This window comes from Clostridium chauvoei (assembly GCF_002327185.1).
GTDB classification, from domain to species: domain Bacteria; phylum Bacillota; class Clostridia; order Clostridiales; family Clostridiaceae; genus Clostridium; species Clostridium chauvoei.
This window is the reverse complement of the sequence record NZ_CP018624.1, coordinates 1,491,219-1,507,464: the sequence shown is the minus strand read 5'-3', so window position 1 is coordinate 1,507,464 and position 16,246 is coordinate 1,491,219. Positions and strand designations below refer to the sequence as shown.

Sequence of the window (16,246 nt, the reverse complement as noted above, 5' to 3'; positions counted from 1 at the left end):
TTTCTTGATTAACATTAACATGAGATGTATTTAAATAAAGGATTTCTTGTTCCGTATTTTTTAGATAAATTAGATTAACATTAACATGAGATGTATTTAAATGGCACTTGGTAAAATATACCTTTTGCTTAAACTCTGCGATTAACATTAACATGAGATGTATTTAAATTAAAATACCACTCTTCTATTAATCTTTGGCTTGTAGATTAACATTAACATGAGATGTATTTAAATATCTGCTTAGGATAGTCTTGTGTTTCTTCAAAGCTAGGATTAACATTAACATGAGATGTATTTAAATATTGATGGAATGGTTAATTGATTATAAGAGATTGAAGATTAACATTAACATGAGATGTATTTAAATCTTATCCATCTGCCCATACCAGTTATACCATTCCAGATTAACATTAACATGAGATGTAGTTAAATACATATTTAACTTTCAAAAGCAACTGATTGCAATTCGATTAACATTAACATGAGATGTATTTAAATATGGTAGGCAATATATTTGTTGGAACTTATACTAAAGGATTAACATTAACATGAGATGTATTTAAATGATTTATAGTTTTGACTATGATGATGAGTATATATAGATTAACATTAACATGAGATGTATTTAAATACAAGGCAATTTGAGTACTTGAGTATACCCAATTTGATAGACACATAGAAAGTACGTATAATAATAATTAAGAAGGATGTGTTTATTAAATGGGAAACCAAAGAAGATTTACTAAAGAATATAAAGAAGAAATAATTAGGCTAGTAACAGAACAAGGTAAAAAGGTTTATGTTGGTGATATTACCTATATAAGTACTGAAGAAGGCTAGTTGTATTTAGCTACTGTAATTGACTTATTTGATAGACGTATTACAGGTTGGGCAATGGATTCTACTATGACTAGAAGACTAGTTATAGATGCCTTTAATACAGCTGTATTAAAGGATGTTGTTATGATAATGCTTGTGCAGAATTATTCTTCTTATCTTTAAAGAAGCACTTTCTTTATGGAAGAAAATTTAAAACGAGAGCGGAATCAAAACAAGCTATAGTTGAATATATTGAATTATTTTATAATGCAAAAAGATTACACTCTACCTTAGGGTATAAGTCACCAAGGGAGTATAGAAAAAATTATTATAATAATTTAAATAAAGCTGCTTAAAATTTAATTATGTGGTACTTGTATAAAACATATACTGAAATTACAAAAAGTTACAAATATATAGAAATGCGTGAAATGGAGTAATCCTAAGAAAATTAGAAAAAAATCGTATGTTCTATATGTCTAATCTACTCAGAGCACTCCAATAATGTTTATGTAGATGTAATTATAGATGTTAAGAATTTAAATAATGAAGCTAAATTGACAGGCGACTTAATTACTGCAAATATAAAAATTAAAAGTACTGAGTATCCTTGCTTTTCTGTATCGGAAAATTCTGATAATACCGATTTAGAAGGTAATGCTTTAATAAATCCATCAGAAACGAGGGAAATTCATTACGTAGCTGAGGTCCCTAAAACAGATGCTACTGGTCAAATAGAAGTTACATTAACTATCAATGGTAAGAATTATAGTAATAAGTTTCTGTTAGACTGTTAATTCCTTGGTGAAATCTTCTATATATTACTCTTTTAAATTCTTTTCTTAATGATATAAGTTTACCAACTTTTTAATTTTCTAAAGGGTTTGAGGAATCCACCAACAAGCAATTTTAAAATAATATGTTAATATATATGAATTTCTAGTGATAGAAACATTAATTTAAACTTTATTTTTACAAATGATGGAGTTATAATCTGTAAATTATGTATAATTATAATATAAAGCTTTAAAAATTATATTATAACTATGAATTAATCTAATTTTTGATATTGCTACACATTAATAAAGGGGGAGATTCAGTGAGAATTAGTAACTTTAAGAGGTTGGTGATATTGGCAGTTTTTATGGTGTTATTAGGAATGGTTGGATGTGGTAAATATATAGAACAAAAAGAGGCTATTAATGAATCAAAAGTAAATTTGACTAAAGTCCTTAAATATAAGGGTTCTTATGTTGGAGATAACTCTGCTATAGTAAATATAATTAATAATCTACCAGCCAATATATATAAAGAGGGTGTAGAACTACAAACCACATCAAAGTCTTATGAGATAACTATTCAATATAAATATTTTGAAGATCTTGATATTAGATTTGAAGATGGCTCATTTATATCATCATCTTTGTCGCAAATAATGAAAAACAATGCTTTGATACTATTATCACTTGTTAAGAACGTTGATATAGTGAATTTTAATATAGATGATGGAACTATTATTACTTATGAAGGAACTGATTTAATAAATGATAATAAAGATGCTTTTGGAAATGACTTAAAAGAAATAACAAAAGATAAATCGTCATTGGAGAACTTTATTAAAACTAATAAAAACTAAATCAAGATATCTAAAGCCACAGTTATTGCTGTGGTTTTTTGTTTCTATATTTATAATAGTTTAGCCAAATAATAATATATTTATTAAAAACTATCTTGATTTTTTTTAGATTAATTAGAAATTTATGGTATAATTTATTCAAAAAAGATTATATTGTATTGGAGTTTTTACTATGTATTTAATAAAAAATATAAAACAAATTTTTGATTATAAGATTAAAGAATTTCTAGCATTATCAGGAGGATTAACATTAATTTTTTTACTTACAAGATTAGATAACCCAGAGTTTATTGATGGATATATGATAGCTATTTTAATTACAATTTCTATGATTGGAAGATATAATTTTGTTTCAGAACATATAGTAAAAGAAGATTATATTTACCTAAAAAAATATAAGGCAACTTTAAAATATATTATATCAAAAAATATAGTTACACTTCTTTTAGTTATAAGTTTAGTTTTTATAGTTTTCTTACTAGAATTTATAATAACTAGAGCCACTTTATCCTATGAATTCTATTTTGAAAGTTTAATTTTATCTATATTAACAATAGCTTTTAATAATATTAGTTTTATGTTTAATAATAAAACTGAAAAATCAACCTCAGATAAATTTGATGAGTGGACTAGTATTGTTTTAGGCTTTAAGAGTCTAATAAATAGTTTACCGTCTATTCTAATTGTATTTATAATACTGTATTTTAATAAATATTTATATAACATAAATCTGTATGATGCTTTAATAGTTGAGATAATGTCAATTATTTTATTAAATTTTAAGTTAAAAAATCAATTTAAGGTAAACTTAAAAAATTAAAAAAATAGAGACTCAGTAGGAGGGAAGACTAAAAATGAAATTTCAAAATACAGTTGAAGATTTAATAGTCAAAGATGTATATTTAGGAGCATCTATTGGTTCTACAGATTTTCATTATCTTCAAAAAAACTATAATGAAATAAAATTATTAAATAAAACAACATGGCATGATACTGCATGGATTGGAGATGAACTTAACTCTAAAATAGTAACATGGACAAAAAATTCTCCAGTTAGTAATGTAACTATAGCTTCAAGTGATTTTGTTAATAAAAATGGAGATATTATAAATTCTAACAATGTAGAGATTTCATGGCTTAAGGAAACTTTAGCAAACATAGGTCGTGGAAATTCATCAGCACCAGTTGAATTATTCCCAGATATAATTCATAAATCAGGATCTTTAAATATAGAAGCAAATAAAGTTTCATCAGCATGGGTTAATATATCAATTCCAAGAGATATAAATACTGGTATATATAATGGAACAATTACAGTCAATGCAGAAGGGTTAGAGGCACCTTATGTATTTGATTATTCTTTTGAGGTATTAAATCTTATACAACCATTACCAAAGGAAACTAATACTCAAATAGAAATTTGGCAACATCCATATGCGGTTGCTAGATATTATGATATTCCAAAGGAAGAGTTATTTACAGAAAGACATTTCAATTATTTAAGAGAAAGTTTAGAAGAGTATCGTGATATGGGGGGGAAAGGAGTTATTGCTCATATAGTTGAAGAGGCATGGAATCATCAATCTTATGATAGTGATCCATCAATGGTAAAATGGACTAAAAAATCAAATGGAAATTTTAAATTTGACTATACTGATTTTGATAGATGGATTCAATTTAACATTGATTTAGGAGTAATAAATCCTAAAGATGGAGTTGGACAAATTAAGTGTTATAGTATAGTTCCTTGGAATAATAGAATTGAATATTATAATGAAGTAACAGGAAGTAAAGAATCTATAAGCCCAACACCAGGAACATCTGAATGGAGAATACCATGGACTGAATTTTTAAGAGATTTCATGAAGCATCTTGAAGAAAAAGGGTGGTTTAAGATCACATATATATCTATGGATGAAAGAAATATGAATGATTTAAGAGCAAGTGTTGAATTAATTGAAAGTATAAAAAATACTAATGGAGAGTCTTTTAAAATATCTTCAGCTATGAATTATCAAAGTGGAAGTGATTACTCATTCTTAGATAGAATAGATGATATATCAATAGGACTATCCCATATAAATCATGATTTAGAAGATATGAGGAATATGGCTAAGCATAGACAAGAAAGGGGGTTGTTAACTACTATATATACATGTACAGGGGATTACCCAAGTAGCTTTACAATTAGTGATTCATCAGAAAGTGCGTGGACAATGTGGTATTCACTTTCACAAAATACAGATGGATTTATGCGTTGGTCTTGGGATGGATGGGTTGAGAATCCATTAGAAAATGTATCATATAAGTATTGGGAACCTGGAGACCCATGGTTTATATATCCAGCAGAAAAGAATAGTGATTCAAAAACTTTTTATTCTACTCCTAGATATGAAAGATTAAAAGAAGGTATTAGAGATATAAATAAAGCTAAATACCTTATGGAAAACTCATTAGAGTTAAAGAGACAAGTTGAAACTTTAGTACAATCTTTAAGAAGACCTAACAAAGGTAATAACAGTTATGGTTCAGCGGTAGCAGCAACAGAGATGGATCGTGAATTAACTAATAATGAAGTTAAGAGAATACGTGATGGAGTAAATAAACTTGCAAAACAATATATAAAATCTAAATGAAAATGAAGCTTTAAGTTCTAAAGTTACTATTAAAGATAGAGTAAATATTAAAAATCAAAATCCTTATAAAAAGTAAAAGTATTTTTGTTTGTAATATATAACATAATTTTAAATTTAATTAAAATAAATCCTTAATTGGGATTATATTGAAAATGTGTTATTATAATATTAAATAAGTAAAATATAAAACTAAAAGAGAAATGGGGGATAATGATGAATAATAATCTATCAAGAGTAAGGGAACTTAAAGAAATAAAAAAGGAGCCAAAAACTAATTTACAAATATTATTAGCAATAATTCTTGGCGTGATAGTTGTTTTTACAACTTTAAAAGTAATTCAAAAGGTAGTTTATCCACCAGAAAAAATAGTAGAAGATTTTAGAGCAGCTATGGTTAATGAAGATGTAGAGGGAGTAAAGAATGTAATTAAGGTTTATGATAAGAGAGTAGAAGTTAACGATGAAAATGTAAAGGTATTAATAAATTATTTTAAAGAAAATAAAGATGAGTTAACTTCAATTTGTAATAGTTTAAACAATAAGAATTTAAGAAATAAAAGAGAAAATCCAATTTATTTAGATAAAGAAACAGGTTTTAGTAGATTACTTGGAAAACATAAAGTAATTATAAATCCAATTTTTATAAAGGTATCTTCAAAAATAAATAATACTGAAATTTTTATTAATGATAAAAAGCAATGCACTATAAATAAAGATGAAACTCAAGAGTTTGGACCACTTATGCCAGGTAAGTATGATATAAGTGCAAAATATTCAACAGATTATATAGAAACACAAGACAAGGTAACTATAGACAGAATAAAAAAATTTAATGATAGAAGTAATTATACTATGTTCAAAGATATAAAAAAGGTAATTTTATATACTCATTTAGAAACAGCTGAAATTATAGTTAATGGGAAAGATACAGGAAAAACTGTTAAAGAAATAAATAAAATTTTATCACCAGTAAATAAAGATACAAAAGTACAATTAAAAATGATGGTAGATGGAAAAGAAGTTATTACAGATGAAGAAGTAGTTGGAGATAATGATTATATATATTTTGGAGAGCTAAAAAATAGTTAAGAAAAAAGACAGTAAGAAAGATAGGGGAAAGGGAGTTTCTTACTGTCTTATATATTTTTAAGAAATCTTTACTTTGTAGGTAAAGAATATACTTTTTTTATCATTAGCACTAACATTAACCATAAAACAAGGATTACCATTATTATCTTTAGAATAATTTTCAGTAGAGGAAGTACTTTCCCAAGGAGCAAAAATAGGATAACAAATTTTTATTGGAACTTCTTCATTTTTAGCATTACTAATTATAAGCTCAATTTCTTTAAATTCGTAGGTGTCATATTTTTGATAATCTATAATTTTCCGTTCACAAGTAATATCAAAGGCCTTTCCTATATTCAAACTTAAGTTTTCATCTATAGAAGTATTTTTTATACTGTCACTTCCTAAAAAAGCTAAGGTTTTACCAGAAGTAGTATAAACATTTATAACTCCAGAAGGCATGGGAGTTCCTAAATTATTACTTTGTGTATTTTCAAATTCAATTAATATATCTGCACTATTATTATAATATCCAAAGTCATATAAGGTAGAATAGCTAATATCTTCAGCTAGAAAACTTTTAATTCTTTTAGTGGAATTATTTTCAAGGTTATAAAGTCCCTTTAAATTATAAATATAATAGTCCTCCAGATTTTCTAAGGATGTATTTTCACTTGAAGAAGAAGCTACATAAGAGGTTTTAGAATAGGGAGTAGAGGTAGAAGAACTTATATTAACATCTCCAGCTATACATTTTAAATTTGCATGATTATAAGATATACCAGATTTATTTGAAATATTAATCCAAGCTTCTAAATCTAATTTTTGACTTTTTAATATAAGTGTATAGCTACTAGTCCATTTAATACCACCTGATAAATAATATAATCTAATATCAGTAGAATTTATACTTTTGGCTTCTATAGTAATAGCATCTATAAAGGTATTTAAGCATTTACTACAAATAGTTTCTTTATTTTTGGAGTTATTATCATTATAACATTTATAGTTAAAATTAATTTGAGAAACTTCAGCACCTTGAATTATTACTGAATTTTCATAAATAAGTTTACTTATATCAGAGTATTCAATAGTGCTATTTAATTTTGCTTTAGATATATCTCTAACTTCATTTATTAAAGCCACATCATTATTATAGATGCTTAAAGTAAGTTCTTTGGTTTGACTATTATAAGATTTTATAAACATAAAACTCCTCAATTAAAATTGTTATATTACAGTATAGATTATAAAAAATATATAGTGAAAAATTTCTAATGTTTTTACAATTAATACAATTGAGAGTGCGTATTACTTAATATATAATTAATATGAGAATACTATTTGGAATGGGGTTGGAATTTATGAAAAATAATTTTATGACATTTAATTTAAAGTATGATTTTACAGATGATAAGGAAAATAGATGGGAAGACAGAGCAAAAAGAATTGTAACAGTAATTAAAGAAAATAACCCTATATGTTTTGGAACTCAAGAAGGACTTATACACATGCTTAAAGATATTAATGAGTTATTAGAAGAATATTCTTGGTTTGGAGAAGGTAGAGAAGGTAATGAAGAGGGAGAGTTTAATGCAATATTTTATAAGCGTGAAGCATTAGAGCTTATAGAAAACGGTCAATTTTGGTTATCTGAAACTCCTAATATAAAAGGAAGTATAAGTTGGAAGAGTGGCTGCAAAAGAATTTGTACTTGGGGAGTTTTTAAAGAAAAGCAATATGGAAATATTTTTAGAATATATAACACTCATCTAGATAATGCTAGTGACTTAGCAAGGGAAGAAGGAATTAAGGTTATATTAGACTTTGCTAAGGAAAAGTATGATAAAGACAAGCTTCCTTTTATTATAACAGGAGATTTTAATAGTTATATGGAAGAGAATTTATTCAAGATAATAAGAAGTTATAATAATGAAAATTTTAATATTAAAAACTCTTATAATGAAGTTAGTCATAATATAAAGGGTACTTTTCATGATTTCAAAGGTGGTTATTCAGGAGGTATAATAGATTATATTTTATTCTCTAAAGAAATTAGTTGTAATAAAATAAATATAGATGACAGACTTATAAATGGTGGATATCCTTCAGATCATTATGCAGTTACTGCTAATTTAAATATAGAAAATTAAATTTTTTGCTAGAGACTAGATAAATTTTGACATAAATGAGAGGAGAAATTTAATATGGGGTCGGATAAAAAGAATTTAGAAGGAATAATATTTATAGGAATATCAACTATAGCTTGGTGTATAGCTGGGAATATATCATATTTTTTTATTAGAAATGGAATATATAATAGCTTAGTGCATTTAGTTGATATTGAAAGCAGTATTATTATGGTGAGTTTACCATTAATAGCAATGGCAATAGGGACATTTGCAAACTATAAAATAGAAGTAACTGAAGAAAAACTATATGAAATAAATAAGAAGATGTTAAGTTTTAAATTATTAAATATTATTTTTATTGGATATATAGCTTTTACTTTGTTTGCTGTTAGAAATGGAAAAATAATATTATGAGCTATAATTATGGAAATAACTTATATATTTATTTGCATTCTTAAAAGAAAAATTTATTCTTTAGAGTTAAATGATATACAAATGAGATGGAGAAAAGCATACGACTTTCCAGGATCAGAAGAAACTCAAAGTAGTATATTATGGAGAATGAAAATATGTATTTATCCTCATGTATATGTTCCTTTTAAGAAAAGGCTAAAGGGAATTAGAGTGTTTAATTGGATTTTTATGTTGATATGGATATTAAGTTGCAAAGGAAATATTATATTAAGCAGTTTTATAATTATTGTTTTCTTATCTGATATTTTATATATAATTGATATTGTATTGGGACTTTATACAAAAACCACAGGATTATGTACAGCTATTAATAGTTATGAAAGAAAAGGAGTAATTTATTATACAGCGTATATAACAGATTATGAGAATAAAAGAGAAATAAAAGTTAAAACTAGGGATATTTGTTACATAAGCGAAAGGGATATGGTAACAGTTGTTTATAGTTCTATTGGAAAAAGGGTAATTGAAGTAGAAGGTATGAGAATGGATATTTTATAATTAATAAGTTAAAGGACTCTCTATTAAATTAATAATAAAGAGTCCTTTTATAACTAGTTATTTTGGTAACCTGTAGGGGAATCGAACCCCTGATTTCACCGTGAGAGGGTGACGTCTTAACCTCTTGACCAACAAGTCATAATATAAAGGTGTGTTTCAAACCTTATGTATTTATGATAACATATGGAAATTTACATTTCAATACCATAGTTAAATATTGTTAAAAATTAAGTTTTAAAATATGGATTCAAAATTAATTAAAGTAAAAGAAAGTTAATTTTAATAGTTTTTTAAAATTAAGTAACGAATTCTTGGATTTTAATAATATGATTTATAGAAAAGTTTCTAATAGTGATATTAATAACAAAAAAAGGAAGTTGTAATTAACTTCCTTTTTGTTATAAATTTTTAGAAGGCTCCTGAACCTCCTCCACCACCACCAGTGAAGTTAGAACCGCTAGAAAAGCCACTAAAACTAGAATCTGTTGAGTTATTTAAATTTGAATGAGCATTTCCGTTTATATCATTAACTAATAAAGTATAAAGGAAATAATTATTACAATATAAATAAGATGATTCAGAAATAGAATCTGAATGTACTTTTGACTCATCTGATATAATATCTATAAGAGATTTTATAGATTTATAATCAATATCTAAAGCTTCTGCATAAATTAAAGGTTCATCTATTTTGGTTAAATCTTTATTAGCAGTAGAATTTTCTATGTTTAGATTAAGTAAATAGTTTTTGTATGAAAGCCATTTTAATTGCTCATTATAATATTTATTTCTAAGAACTTTTTTTCCACATATAGTGGTGAAGAAATGATAAGATTCAGCATCTTCTTCAACCTCTACAATCCACTCATTAAGCTTATTTATAAAGTTTAATGATTCTTCTTCGAATTTAAGTTTATTTTTTATTCCCTGTAAAGAGAAGCTATTATTAACTTCATATTTAGAAAACCAATCAATAAGGAATATTAAATGATTTTCTTTAGGGAATCCCTTTGATAAAACTCTAGTAAATATTAAATCTTCCTTTGACTTTTTAGAATTCTTTTTAGGATAATAAGTAGTTTCTGAAATTGTATAATAACCTTTTTTAACTAAATAAAAAAGTGTTGGAGTAAGCATGTTTTTAGAAACTAATTTTTCATTTATTAATAAGTTAACAAGAGCAGGAGAGATAACCTTAGGAGCTTCTACATATATTTCGTTAGGTAAAAATGTGAACTTACTCCTATATTTAGATAATTCTCTTTTGAATTTTTTATTATTAATAAATAAACCAAGGAAAATAATTCCTATACCAAGAATAATAAATAATACTATAAAAAGTACTGGTTTAGTATCATCATCAGATAGAGAAGGTAATTTTTCAGCTGCTTCTTTAGTAGTCATATTTATTTCAGAAGCAGAGGAAAGAAAATCTTTTTGAAAGTCTAACTGTATTCCTATTAAGGAAGTGAGATTTTTAAAATTTATTGAAACAGAATTATCATCATAGTTAGTTTCAAAATCTCCATCTCCAAAAACCTTGTAATTAAAATCAGAAGCATTAAAAGAACTATCTTTTAATGAAAGTGCAAGGGAACCTTCTTTAATACTAGGAACATCTTCAACTGTATAGAAATTCCAGTAAAGTTCACCTAAATCAGTATATTTTTTTGCAGCTTCTTTAATTGTATATTTAAAGAAAAAGGTTTTTTCTTCATTAGAGCTAGGACAAAAAATCTTAATTTCTTTATAGTCTCCATTGTTATTTACTTCATAAGTATAGTTAGTTTGATTATAGCCCTCAGTTAAAATTTGCTTATTGCCGTTTTTGTCTAAAGCGTAAACTTCAGAAATTTCGTATTCTGGTGTACCGTCTAATTTTAAATGACGATAAATCCCCTTAAAATCACCAGAAAAGTTATAACCAATAGCTTCGATAACATTTACATCGCCGTTAGAAAGTATTTCAGCTTGAACATTTAATTTATCGATAGTATATTCTTTTGTAGATGCTGAAATAACAGTAGGAAATGCAAATATGAAAAGAAAGGTTAATACTGTAAGTAGCTTTTTCACATTCTTCAACTCCTTGAAATTTTGTATGTACAGGATAATTATATCATTATAGAGAAGTAATTCACAGTAATTTTAAGGAAATCAAGTATTTATAAAAGAAAAATAAGGAATTAGCCATAAGCTAATCCCTTATTTTTATAAAGAATTTTTCCAATCTATAACAAATTCATTGAGAATCTTATGTAGAACTTCTCCTATAGTTGAATAGGCTTCATCATTAAGATTAGCAAGAGATATTCTAATGGACCATTCAGGGCCTTGGAAACCTCCACCACTTAATAGAACTATTGAAGATTCTTCAGCTAACCTATATAAAATATCAACAAGTTTATAGTTGATTTGAAGATAATTACAGAAGGCATCACCATAATAATTGGTTGCCCATTCTAATAAATCAAATTCAGTGTAGTAAGCAGCATCATTAGGATTATCTTTAAAAGGTAAACCCAACCCATTAAATAAAAGTTTTCTACGTTTATGACATATATCTATAGTTAAATTCTTATATATATTTTCTTTATCTAATAAAGAGAAGGCACAAAAAATGCCATTTGTACTTGTTGAGGAGTAGAAAGTCCAGCGGTATGATTTAAAGCAACCAGTAACTCCAAAGTATTTTGAAAGTGAATAAACTCCAATAGTATTATAAGGTAAATCAGCTATAAGGGATCTAAATCCATTAACAAAGGTACCATAAACATCATCAGATATAATCATTAAGTCTTTATTGTAATTTTTTATTATAGAAACTAGATTTTCTCTACCTTCTTTATTTATAGCTACAGAAGGTGGGTTACTAGGGTTTACTATAAATAAGGCTTTAATAGAAGAATCTTTTAATTTTTCTAATTCTCTTTTTGGATACTGCCAAGTATGAGTTCCATCGTCTGAATATTCATTTGCTAAAATATAAACTACATCTAAATCATATCTTGGAAGATGGGGTATTTCAAGATATGGTGTGAAAATAGGAACCATTAAAGCTATTTTATCTTTACTTTTTAAAAGATTATTAGAGTTTAAAGTGTCAAAAATATAGCACATAGCAGCAGTGGCACCTTCAACAGCAAATATATTAAATTTTCCAGAAGGTGGATTATTATAACACATTTCTTGAACTAAATAATCGTGAACTATCTTTTCTATATGTGTAAGCATTCTATCGGGAAATGGATAGTTATCACCAATAATACCATCAGCTAGTTCATAAATAAAGGCATCTGCTTCAAATCCTTTTTTACTAACTCCATAATCAATAAACTTATAATATGCAGTTTAGAAGTAGATATTCTTTAATTTAAAAGTAGTAAAAAATCACTACAAAATTAACTTTATTTAAGTTAACTTTGTAGTGAAATTTTATATATCCACTAAAGTTATTTTTAGTGTTTTATTTATTTCGCAGGACTTAAAGTCAATATAAAACTCTTGACAATTATCATCAAATAGAGCATCAAAGTTTATATTAGGTGTTTTTTCTTTTTTGTTAATATCTATGCAATCATTTGTATTAGAGTAAATGTATTTAAAGTCATTTTGTGCATTATTATTCATTATAAACACCTTTCAATAATTAATTACTTACATAAATCTATATCTGTATATTGAGCTATTACTTTAACTTTTAATTTTCTACTAGAACATAATTCTTCTTCAGGAACTATAAAGGTGAATTTTCCCATATAGAAGTCTCTACAAGTAGACTCATCACATTTTCCTTGTGGAACAGTTTCTTTTTTTACTTTAAAACCTATTATTTTATCTTCATTTTTATCACAAAGTAATATACCAACTAAAACAGTATTATTAATACAAACATCCTTAAGAAAAACATTTAAAGTTAATATACGACCAGTACAATCTATATTTAAAGTAATATTTTCTTTTTCTTTTATATCACAAGGTCTAAAAGAAATAGTTTTTACAGCTTCAAAATTACAAACTTGTCTATCTTTCTTAGACTCCTTTTCAAAAACTGGTTTATCAAAATCACAAAAATTAGCTTTTTCAAGGGATTCACATTTTTCAGGTCTTTCTATTTTCTCACTTTTTTCACACATTCCATATTCTTCATCATCAAAATGATTATCCATATCATTAGGGTATTTCCCTTTAGAATAGTAACTCATTAAAAATCCTCCTGTAAAATTATTGAAATTAAAACATAATGCATTCTATGTTGAAAGGATAATAATGGTTACATATTAAAAGTATATAAATCTACAGATTTTTTAGAAAGTTATACACCAATATAATTTTAAAACATAATATATATTATAAAAAAATTAAGAAAAATTTATTAAAAAGGAGAAAAGTTATGGCTAAGAAACTTATACAAACAAAAGTAATAATTGCTCAAGGAATGGGTAATATTTATCAAGAATACGATATAGATTTAACAAATCCACTAGCACCAGCACCAGCTATATTTATGATAGAAACTATTAAGAGTTGGTTCGAACTTAAAGATGCAAAAGTTACTAAAGAAGGTAGTGTTGTAATATTTGATGGTTATATTCACAAAAACATTATGTATAAAGCTAAGGAAACAGGTACTGGTGATGGAGAAAATGACACAGTAATAGGTGAAATGAATCACATCACTATTAAGAGACCATTTAATGGATTAGTTGAAGTAACTCCTATAGATAAATGTGTTAAATTTGATCCAGATACAGACTTTGTAGAATTAGTTGAAGCTAAGATATTAGGAGAAGTTGATGATCCAATAGCTCATTATACAGATGCCTCTGGAAATGTAGATGATCAAAAAACAACAAAAATTAGAGAAAAAATGGCTATTAGAATGACATTTAAAGTTGTAAGATGGGAACATTTAGAAGTTGAAACTGAAGAAGAACATCATCATCCACACCCACATCCTTTCTGTGAAGAATAATTTATTTTATTAAATTAAAAAGATGAGCCTATTTTTAGGCCCATCTTTTTAACTTAATAAGTATTAATTTTAATAGCTTCATTTCTAATAACTGCAAGCTTAATTTTAATTAAGGTTTTGGTGATGATTTTTTTATAAACAAATAAATTATTATAAACCTCTTTTTCATCAGCTAAATTAATTATTTCATTTTCAGAAGTAGCCTTTATAAGAGAGCAAGTATCTGTAGGTAATATAGTATTATTATTAATAGTTTTAATATCTATTGATATAGAAAAAGGGCATTTATAATTTAAAAAGTAAACAGCTCCTAAAGTTGAAGAGAGTTGATATTTTTCTAGAGAAGCATATTGAAAGCTAAAATTTATATAACCATCAATAAGAACTACTTCACCTATGCAAATAGCTTTTTCTATTTTAATTTCATTAGAATTAGAAATAATTTTAAAAATAGCAGGGGAGTTATTAAATAAATCTAATTCATTTGTAACAAGTAAATTACCTTCTCCAAATCCAACTACAACTAAAGTTTCTATAGCAGTAGTTTTTTTATAAGAGATAATTCTTTTTGAGTATCTTTTTTATCTATATAAAAATTAATTTTTAATTTTGAAGTAACAAAACCTTCAATAGTTTTTTTACCTTGGTTATCTATATTAGTTGTAAAATCTAAATTTAAAGGGCTTATAAAGCTACCTTTAACATCTATTGAGTTTAAATCGTAAATTTTAAAGCTCGATATCTTAGGATATTTAAAAGAATTTATAAAGGAAGCTTTAATATTTTTTACATTATACGTATTATGCTCATTAGAAGTTTCAAGAATTAAAGTTAAGATTTCATATTCTCCATAAACAAATATAGAATTTTTATCATTTATTTTAAAAAACATACTTAATATTTTAATATTTAAATCTATTAATTCAGTAAAGAGATCTAAAGTAAAAGAAAAATTAGATTTAAAGTTAAATAGGTTGCTATCTAAAGAAACTATACTCAAAAATAAAACCACCTTAAGATAATACTTCTACTTTAACATATTTAATTTTAAGGAAAATATGACTTAAATTATATTTTATAATTTTATAAAATCACCTATTATTAAAGCTTTAGAATTAGGGCTATGACCTATTTCATTAGTTTTAGCAATAGGGAGATTTGGGTCATTAACTATATTTTTAACTAACTCTATAATAGAAGGAGAGTAGTTTTTATTTTCCATTTCAGTAAAGCTACCAAGAAGTAAGCCTTTAATTTCTTTAAAAATTCCAAGTTGGTTATATTGAGTTAAAAAAGTAGTCATTTTAGCAACATCACCACTTAAGCTTTCAAGAAATAGAATTTTATCACTAAAGTTTGGCATATAGCTAGTTCCAGCAAGCTTTAGTAGACATCTAATATTACCACCTACTAATACACCTTCCATAGAATTTTGTTGTATAAAATTATAATGAAAATTAAATAAATCTTTATTTCCTTTAAATAAAGAATTTTTAAAATCTAAAAGTTGTTTTGAGCCATATTCAGAAACTAAATTTCTTAATTGATAATGATATGTTTTCATAGATGTTTTTGTATAAATTCCATTTAATAATACTGATAAATCGCTATAACCAAAAAAGGCTTTAGGGTTAGCTTTTATTTTATCAAAGTCTAAATAGCTTAAAACACCATTAGCTAAATCCCCACCAGATATATCAAAAATAGCTTTTACATTAGGGTTTAAAAATAATTTCATTAGTTCATCAGCTCTTTCTTTTGAAGAGCCATTAAAAACTGAGAATTTTTTATATAAAGTTTTAGCATATAGGATATTTAAGTTAAGTTTTTTTAATTTCTCTTCTAAAGCTTTAAGTTTTTCCTCCATGTTTTTGTCTATTCCATTAGAGCAGGCTATTATACCTACTGTATCACCTGAGTTTAATAATATTTTCATAATTTTATAACTTTCCTTTTATATTACTTTATATTTATTATGAGGAGTTTTATAACTTTTATTATATAACAA

18 protein-coding genes, 1 tRNA gene, 1 pseudogene and 1 CRISPR repeat array (1 of these 21 running past the window's edge) are annotated in these 16,246 nt (G+C 25.6%); of the genes and pseudogenes, 11 read left to right on the top strand and 9 right to left on the bottom strand.

What is annotated here, in order from left to right; translation table 11 throughout:
* A CRISPR array of direct repeats spans nt 1-631; the repeat unit is 30 nt; unit sequence GATTAACATTAACATGAGATGTATTTAAAT (it extends 59 nt beyond the left edge of the window).
* A 161-nt stretch (nt 632-792) separates the two neighbouring features.
* The 6 genes and pseudogenes from BTM21_RS13930 to BTM21_RS07085 all read left to right on the top strand — a co-directional run.
* Nucleotides 793-1,175, top strand: a pseudogene (locus BTM21_RS13930) (IS3 family transposase); the annotation flags it as partial.
* Nucleotides 1,176-1,376: 201 nt separating this feature from the next.
* Nucleotides 1,377-1,616 (top strand): hypothetical protein, encoded by a 240-nt coding sequence (locus BTM21_RS07105; protein WP_079481277.1) that lies wholly within the window; start codon nt 1,377-1,379, stop codon nt 1,614-1,616.
* A 302-nt stretch (nt 1,617-1,918) separates the two neighbouring features.
* Entirely contained in the window at nt 1,919-2,455 is a 537-nt protein-coding gene (locus BTM21_RS07100) for a DUF4825 domain-containing protein (protein ID WP_096145388.1), read from the top strand.
* 172 nt (nt 2,456-2,627) lie between these two features.
* Complete coding sequence (locus BTM21_RS07095) at nt 2,628-3,275, top strand: hypothetical protein (RefSeq protein WP_021875397.1); 648 nt, start codon at nt 2,628-2,630, stop codon at nt 3,273-3,275.
* 34 nt (nt 3,276-3,309) lie between these two features.
* On the top strand, nt 3,310-5,091 hold the full coding sequence (locus tag BTM21_RS07090) for a DUF4091 domain-containing protein (RefSeq protein WP_021875398.1): 1,782 nt from the start codon (nt 3,310-3,312) through the stop codon (nt 5,089-5,091).
* Nucleotides 5,092-5,304: 213 nt separating this feature from the next.
* The gene (locus tag BTM21_RS07085) at nt 5,305-6,180 is read left to right on the top strand and encodes a TcaA 3rd/4th domain-containing protein (RefSeq protein ID WP_079481279.1); all 876 of its coding nucleotides are present in this window, start codon (nt 5,305-5,307) and stop codon (nt 6,178-6,180) included.
* Nucleotides 6,181-6,237: 57 nt separating this feature from the next.
* Here the strand turns inward: BTM21_RS07085 and BTM21_RS07080 are convergent, their stop codons facing one another.
* On the bottom strand, nt 6,238-7,368 hold the full coding sequence (locus BTM21_RS07080; RefSeq protein ID WP_021875400.1) for a DUF4139 domain-containing protein: 1,131 nt from the start codon (nt 7,366-7,368) through the stop codon (nt 6,238-6,240).
* 155 nt (nt 7,369-7,523) lie between these two features.
* On the opposite strand from BTM21_RS07080, the gene BTM21_RS07075 reads away from it, so the two are divergent.
* Genes BTM21_RS07075 through BTM21_RS07065 form a run of 3 tightly spaced genes read left to right on the top strand, consistent with a single transcriptional unit; the run spans nt 7,524 to nt 9,263 of the window.
* Nucleotides 7,524-8,312 (top strand): endonuclease/exonuclease/phosphatase family protein, encoded by a 789-nt coding sequence (locus BTM21_RS07075; RefSeq protein ID WP_079481280.1) that lies wholly within the window; start codon nt 7,524-7,526, stop codon nt 8,310-8,312.
* Between the two features lie 54 nt (nt 8,313-8,366).
* Entirely contained in the window at nt 8,367-8,705 is a 339-nt protein-coding gene (locus BTM21_RS07070; RefSeq protein ID WP_021875402.1) for a hypothetical protein, read from the top strand.
* A gap of 9 nt (nt 8,706-8,714) precedes the next feature.
* The gene (locus tag BTM21_RS07065; protein WP_021875403.1) at nt 8,715-9,263 is read left to right on the top strand and encodes a hypothetical protein; all 549 of its coding nucleotides are present in this window, start codon (nt 8,715-8,717) and stop codon (nt 9,261-9,263) included.
* A gap of 63 nt (nt 9,264-9,326) precedes the next feature.
* Here the strand turns inward: BTM21_RS07065 and BTM21_RS07060 are convergent.
* From BTM21_RS07060 to BTM21_RS07040, 5 genes are all read right to left on the bottom strand, one after another.
* Nucleotides 9,327-9,401: transfer RNA gene (locus BTM21_RS07060), tRNA-Glu, on the bottom strand.
* Between the two features lie 270 nt (nt 9,402-9,671).
* Nucleotides 9,672-11,339 (bottom strand): DUF2207 domain-containing protein, encoded by a 1,668-nt coding sequence (locus BTM21_RS07055; protein WP_021875404.1) that lies wholly within the window; start codon nt 11,337-11,339, stop codon nt 9,672-9,674.
* Nucleotides 11,340-11,474: 135 nt separating this feature from the next.
* Complete coding sequence (locus tag BTM21_RS07050; protein ID WP_278336960.1) at nt 11,475-12,596, bottom strand: bifunctional aspartate transaminase/aspartate 4-decarboxylase; 1,122 nt, start codon at nt 12,594-12,596, stop codon at nt 11,475-11,477.
* Between the two features lie 102 nt (nt 12,597-12,698).
* Complete coding sequence (locus tag BTM21_RS07045) at nt 12,699-12,893, bottom strand: hypothetical protein (RefSeq protein ID WP_079481282.1); 195 nt, start codon at nt 12,891-12,893, stop codon at nt 12,699-12,701.
* 23 nt (nt 12,894-12,916) lie between these two features.
* Entirely contained in the window at nt 12,917-13,468 is a 552-nt protein-coding gene (locus BTM21_RS07040) for a hypothetical protein (protein WP_021875407.1), read from the bottom strand.
* A 188-nt stretch (nt 13,469-13,656) separates the two neighbouring features.
* Here BTM21_RS07040 and BTM21_RS07035 point away from each other — a divergent pair, with 188 nt between their 5' ends.
* The gene (locus tag BTM21_RS07035) at nt 13,657-14,238 is read left to right on the top strand and encodes a hypothetical protein (protein ID WP_021875408.1); all 582 of its coding nucleotides are present in this window, start codon (nt 13,657-13,659) and stop codon (nt 14,236-14,238) included.
* A 53-nt stretch (nt 14,239-14,291) separates the two neighbouring features.
* Here BTM21_RS07035 and BTM21_RS14230 read toward each other — a convergent pair whose 3' ends face one another.
* On the bottom strand, nt 14,292-14,636 hold the full coding sequence (locus tag BTM21_RS14230) for a hypothetical protein (RefSeq protein ID WP_375792606.1): 345 nt from the start codon (nt 14,634-14,636) through the stop codon (nt 14,292-14,294).
* On the opposite strand from BTM21_RS14230, the gene BTM21_RS13925 reads away from it, so the two are divergent.
* Nucleotides 14,635-14,793: a hypothetical protein gene (locus tag BTM21_RS13925; RefSeq protein ID WP_221255662.1), complete on the top strand. Its 159-nt coding sequence runs from the start codon at nt 14,635-14,637 to the stop codon at nt 14,791-14,793. The genes BTM21_RS14230 and BTM21_RS13925 overlap by 2 nt on opposite strands.
* On the opposite strand, the gene BTM21_RS07030 is transcribed toward BTM21_RS13925, so the two are convergent.
* Nucleotides 14,771-15,238 carry a hypothetical protein gene (locus tag BTM21_RS07030; protein ID WP_096145387.1) on the bottom strand — a complete coding sequence of 156 codons (468 nt, stop codon included), beginning with the start codon at nt 15,236-15,238 and terminating at the stop codon, nt 14,771-14,773. The genes BTM21_RS13925 and BTM21_RS07030 overlap by 23 nt on opposite strands.
* Nucleotides 15,239-15,313: 75 nt before the next feature.
* Nucleotides 15,314-16,174 (bottom strand): S66 family peptidase, encoded by an 861-nt coding sequence (locus tag BTM21_RS07025; protein ID WP_021875410.1) that lies wholly within the window; start codon nt 16,172-16,174, stop codon nt 15,314-15,316.
* Nucleotides 16,175-16,246: the final 72 nt, after the last annotated feature.

Excerpts from the sequence above, each read along its gene's own strand:
- BTM21_RS07095 (WP_021875397.1), top strand. The coding sequence starts at position 2,628 with ATGTATTTAATAAAAAATATAAAACAAATTTTTGATTATAAGATTAAA.
- BTM21_RS07090 (WP_021875398.1), top strand. The coding sequence starts at position 3,310 with ATGAAATTTCAAAATACAGTTGAAGATTTAATAGTCAAAGATGTATAT.
- BTM21_RS07085 (WP_079481279.1), top strand. The coding sequence starts at position 5,305 with ATGAATAATAATCTATCAAGAGTAAGGGAACTTAAAGAAATAAAAAAG.
- BTM21_RS07080 (WP_021875400.1), bottom strand. The coding sequence starts at position 7,368 with ATGTTTATAAAATCTTATAATAGTCAAACCAAAGAACTTACTTTAAGC.
- BTM21_RS07075 (WP_079481280.1), top strand. The coding sequence starts at position 7,524 with ATGAAAAATAATTTTATGACATTTAATTTAAAGTATGATTTTACAGAT.
- BTM21_RS07070 (WP_021875402.1), top strand. The coding sequence starts at position 8,367 with ATGGGGTCGGATAAAAAGAATTTAGAAGGAATAATATTTATAGGAATA.
- BTM21_RS07065 (WP_021875403.1), top strand. The coding sequence starts at position 8,715 with ATGGAAATAACTTATATATTTATTTGCATTCTTAAAAGAAAAATTTAT.
- BTM21_RS07045 (WP_079481282.1), bottom strand. The coding sequence starts at position 12,893 with ATGAATAATAATGCACAAAATGACTTTAAATACATTTACTCTAATACA.
- BTM21_RS07040 (WP_021875407.1), bottom strand. The coding sequence starts at position 13,468 with ATGAGTTACTATTCTAAAGGGAAATACCCTAATGATATGGATAATCAT.
- BTM21_RS07035 (WP_021875408.1), top strand. The coding sequence starts at position 13,657 with ATGGCTAAGAAACTTATACAAACAAAAGTAATAATTGCTCAAGGAATG.
- BTM21_RS13925 (WP_221255662.1), top strand. The coding sequence starts at position 14,635 with ATGCAAATAGCTTTTTCTATTTTAATTTCATTAGAATTAGAAATAATT.
- BTM21_RS07025 (WP_021875410.1), bottom strand. The coding sequence starts at position 16,174 with ATGAAAATATTATTAAACTCAGGTGATACAGTAGGTATAATAGCCTGC.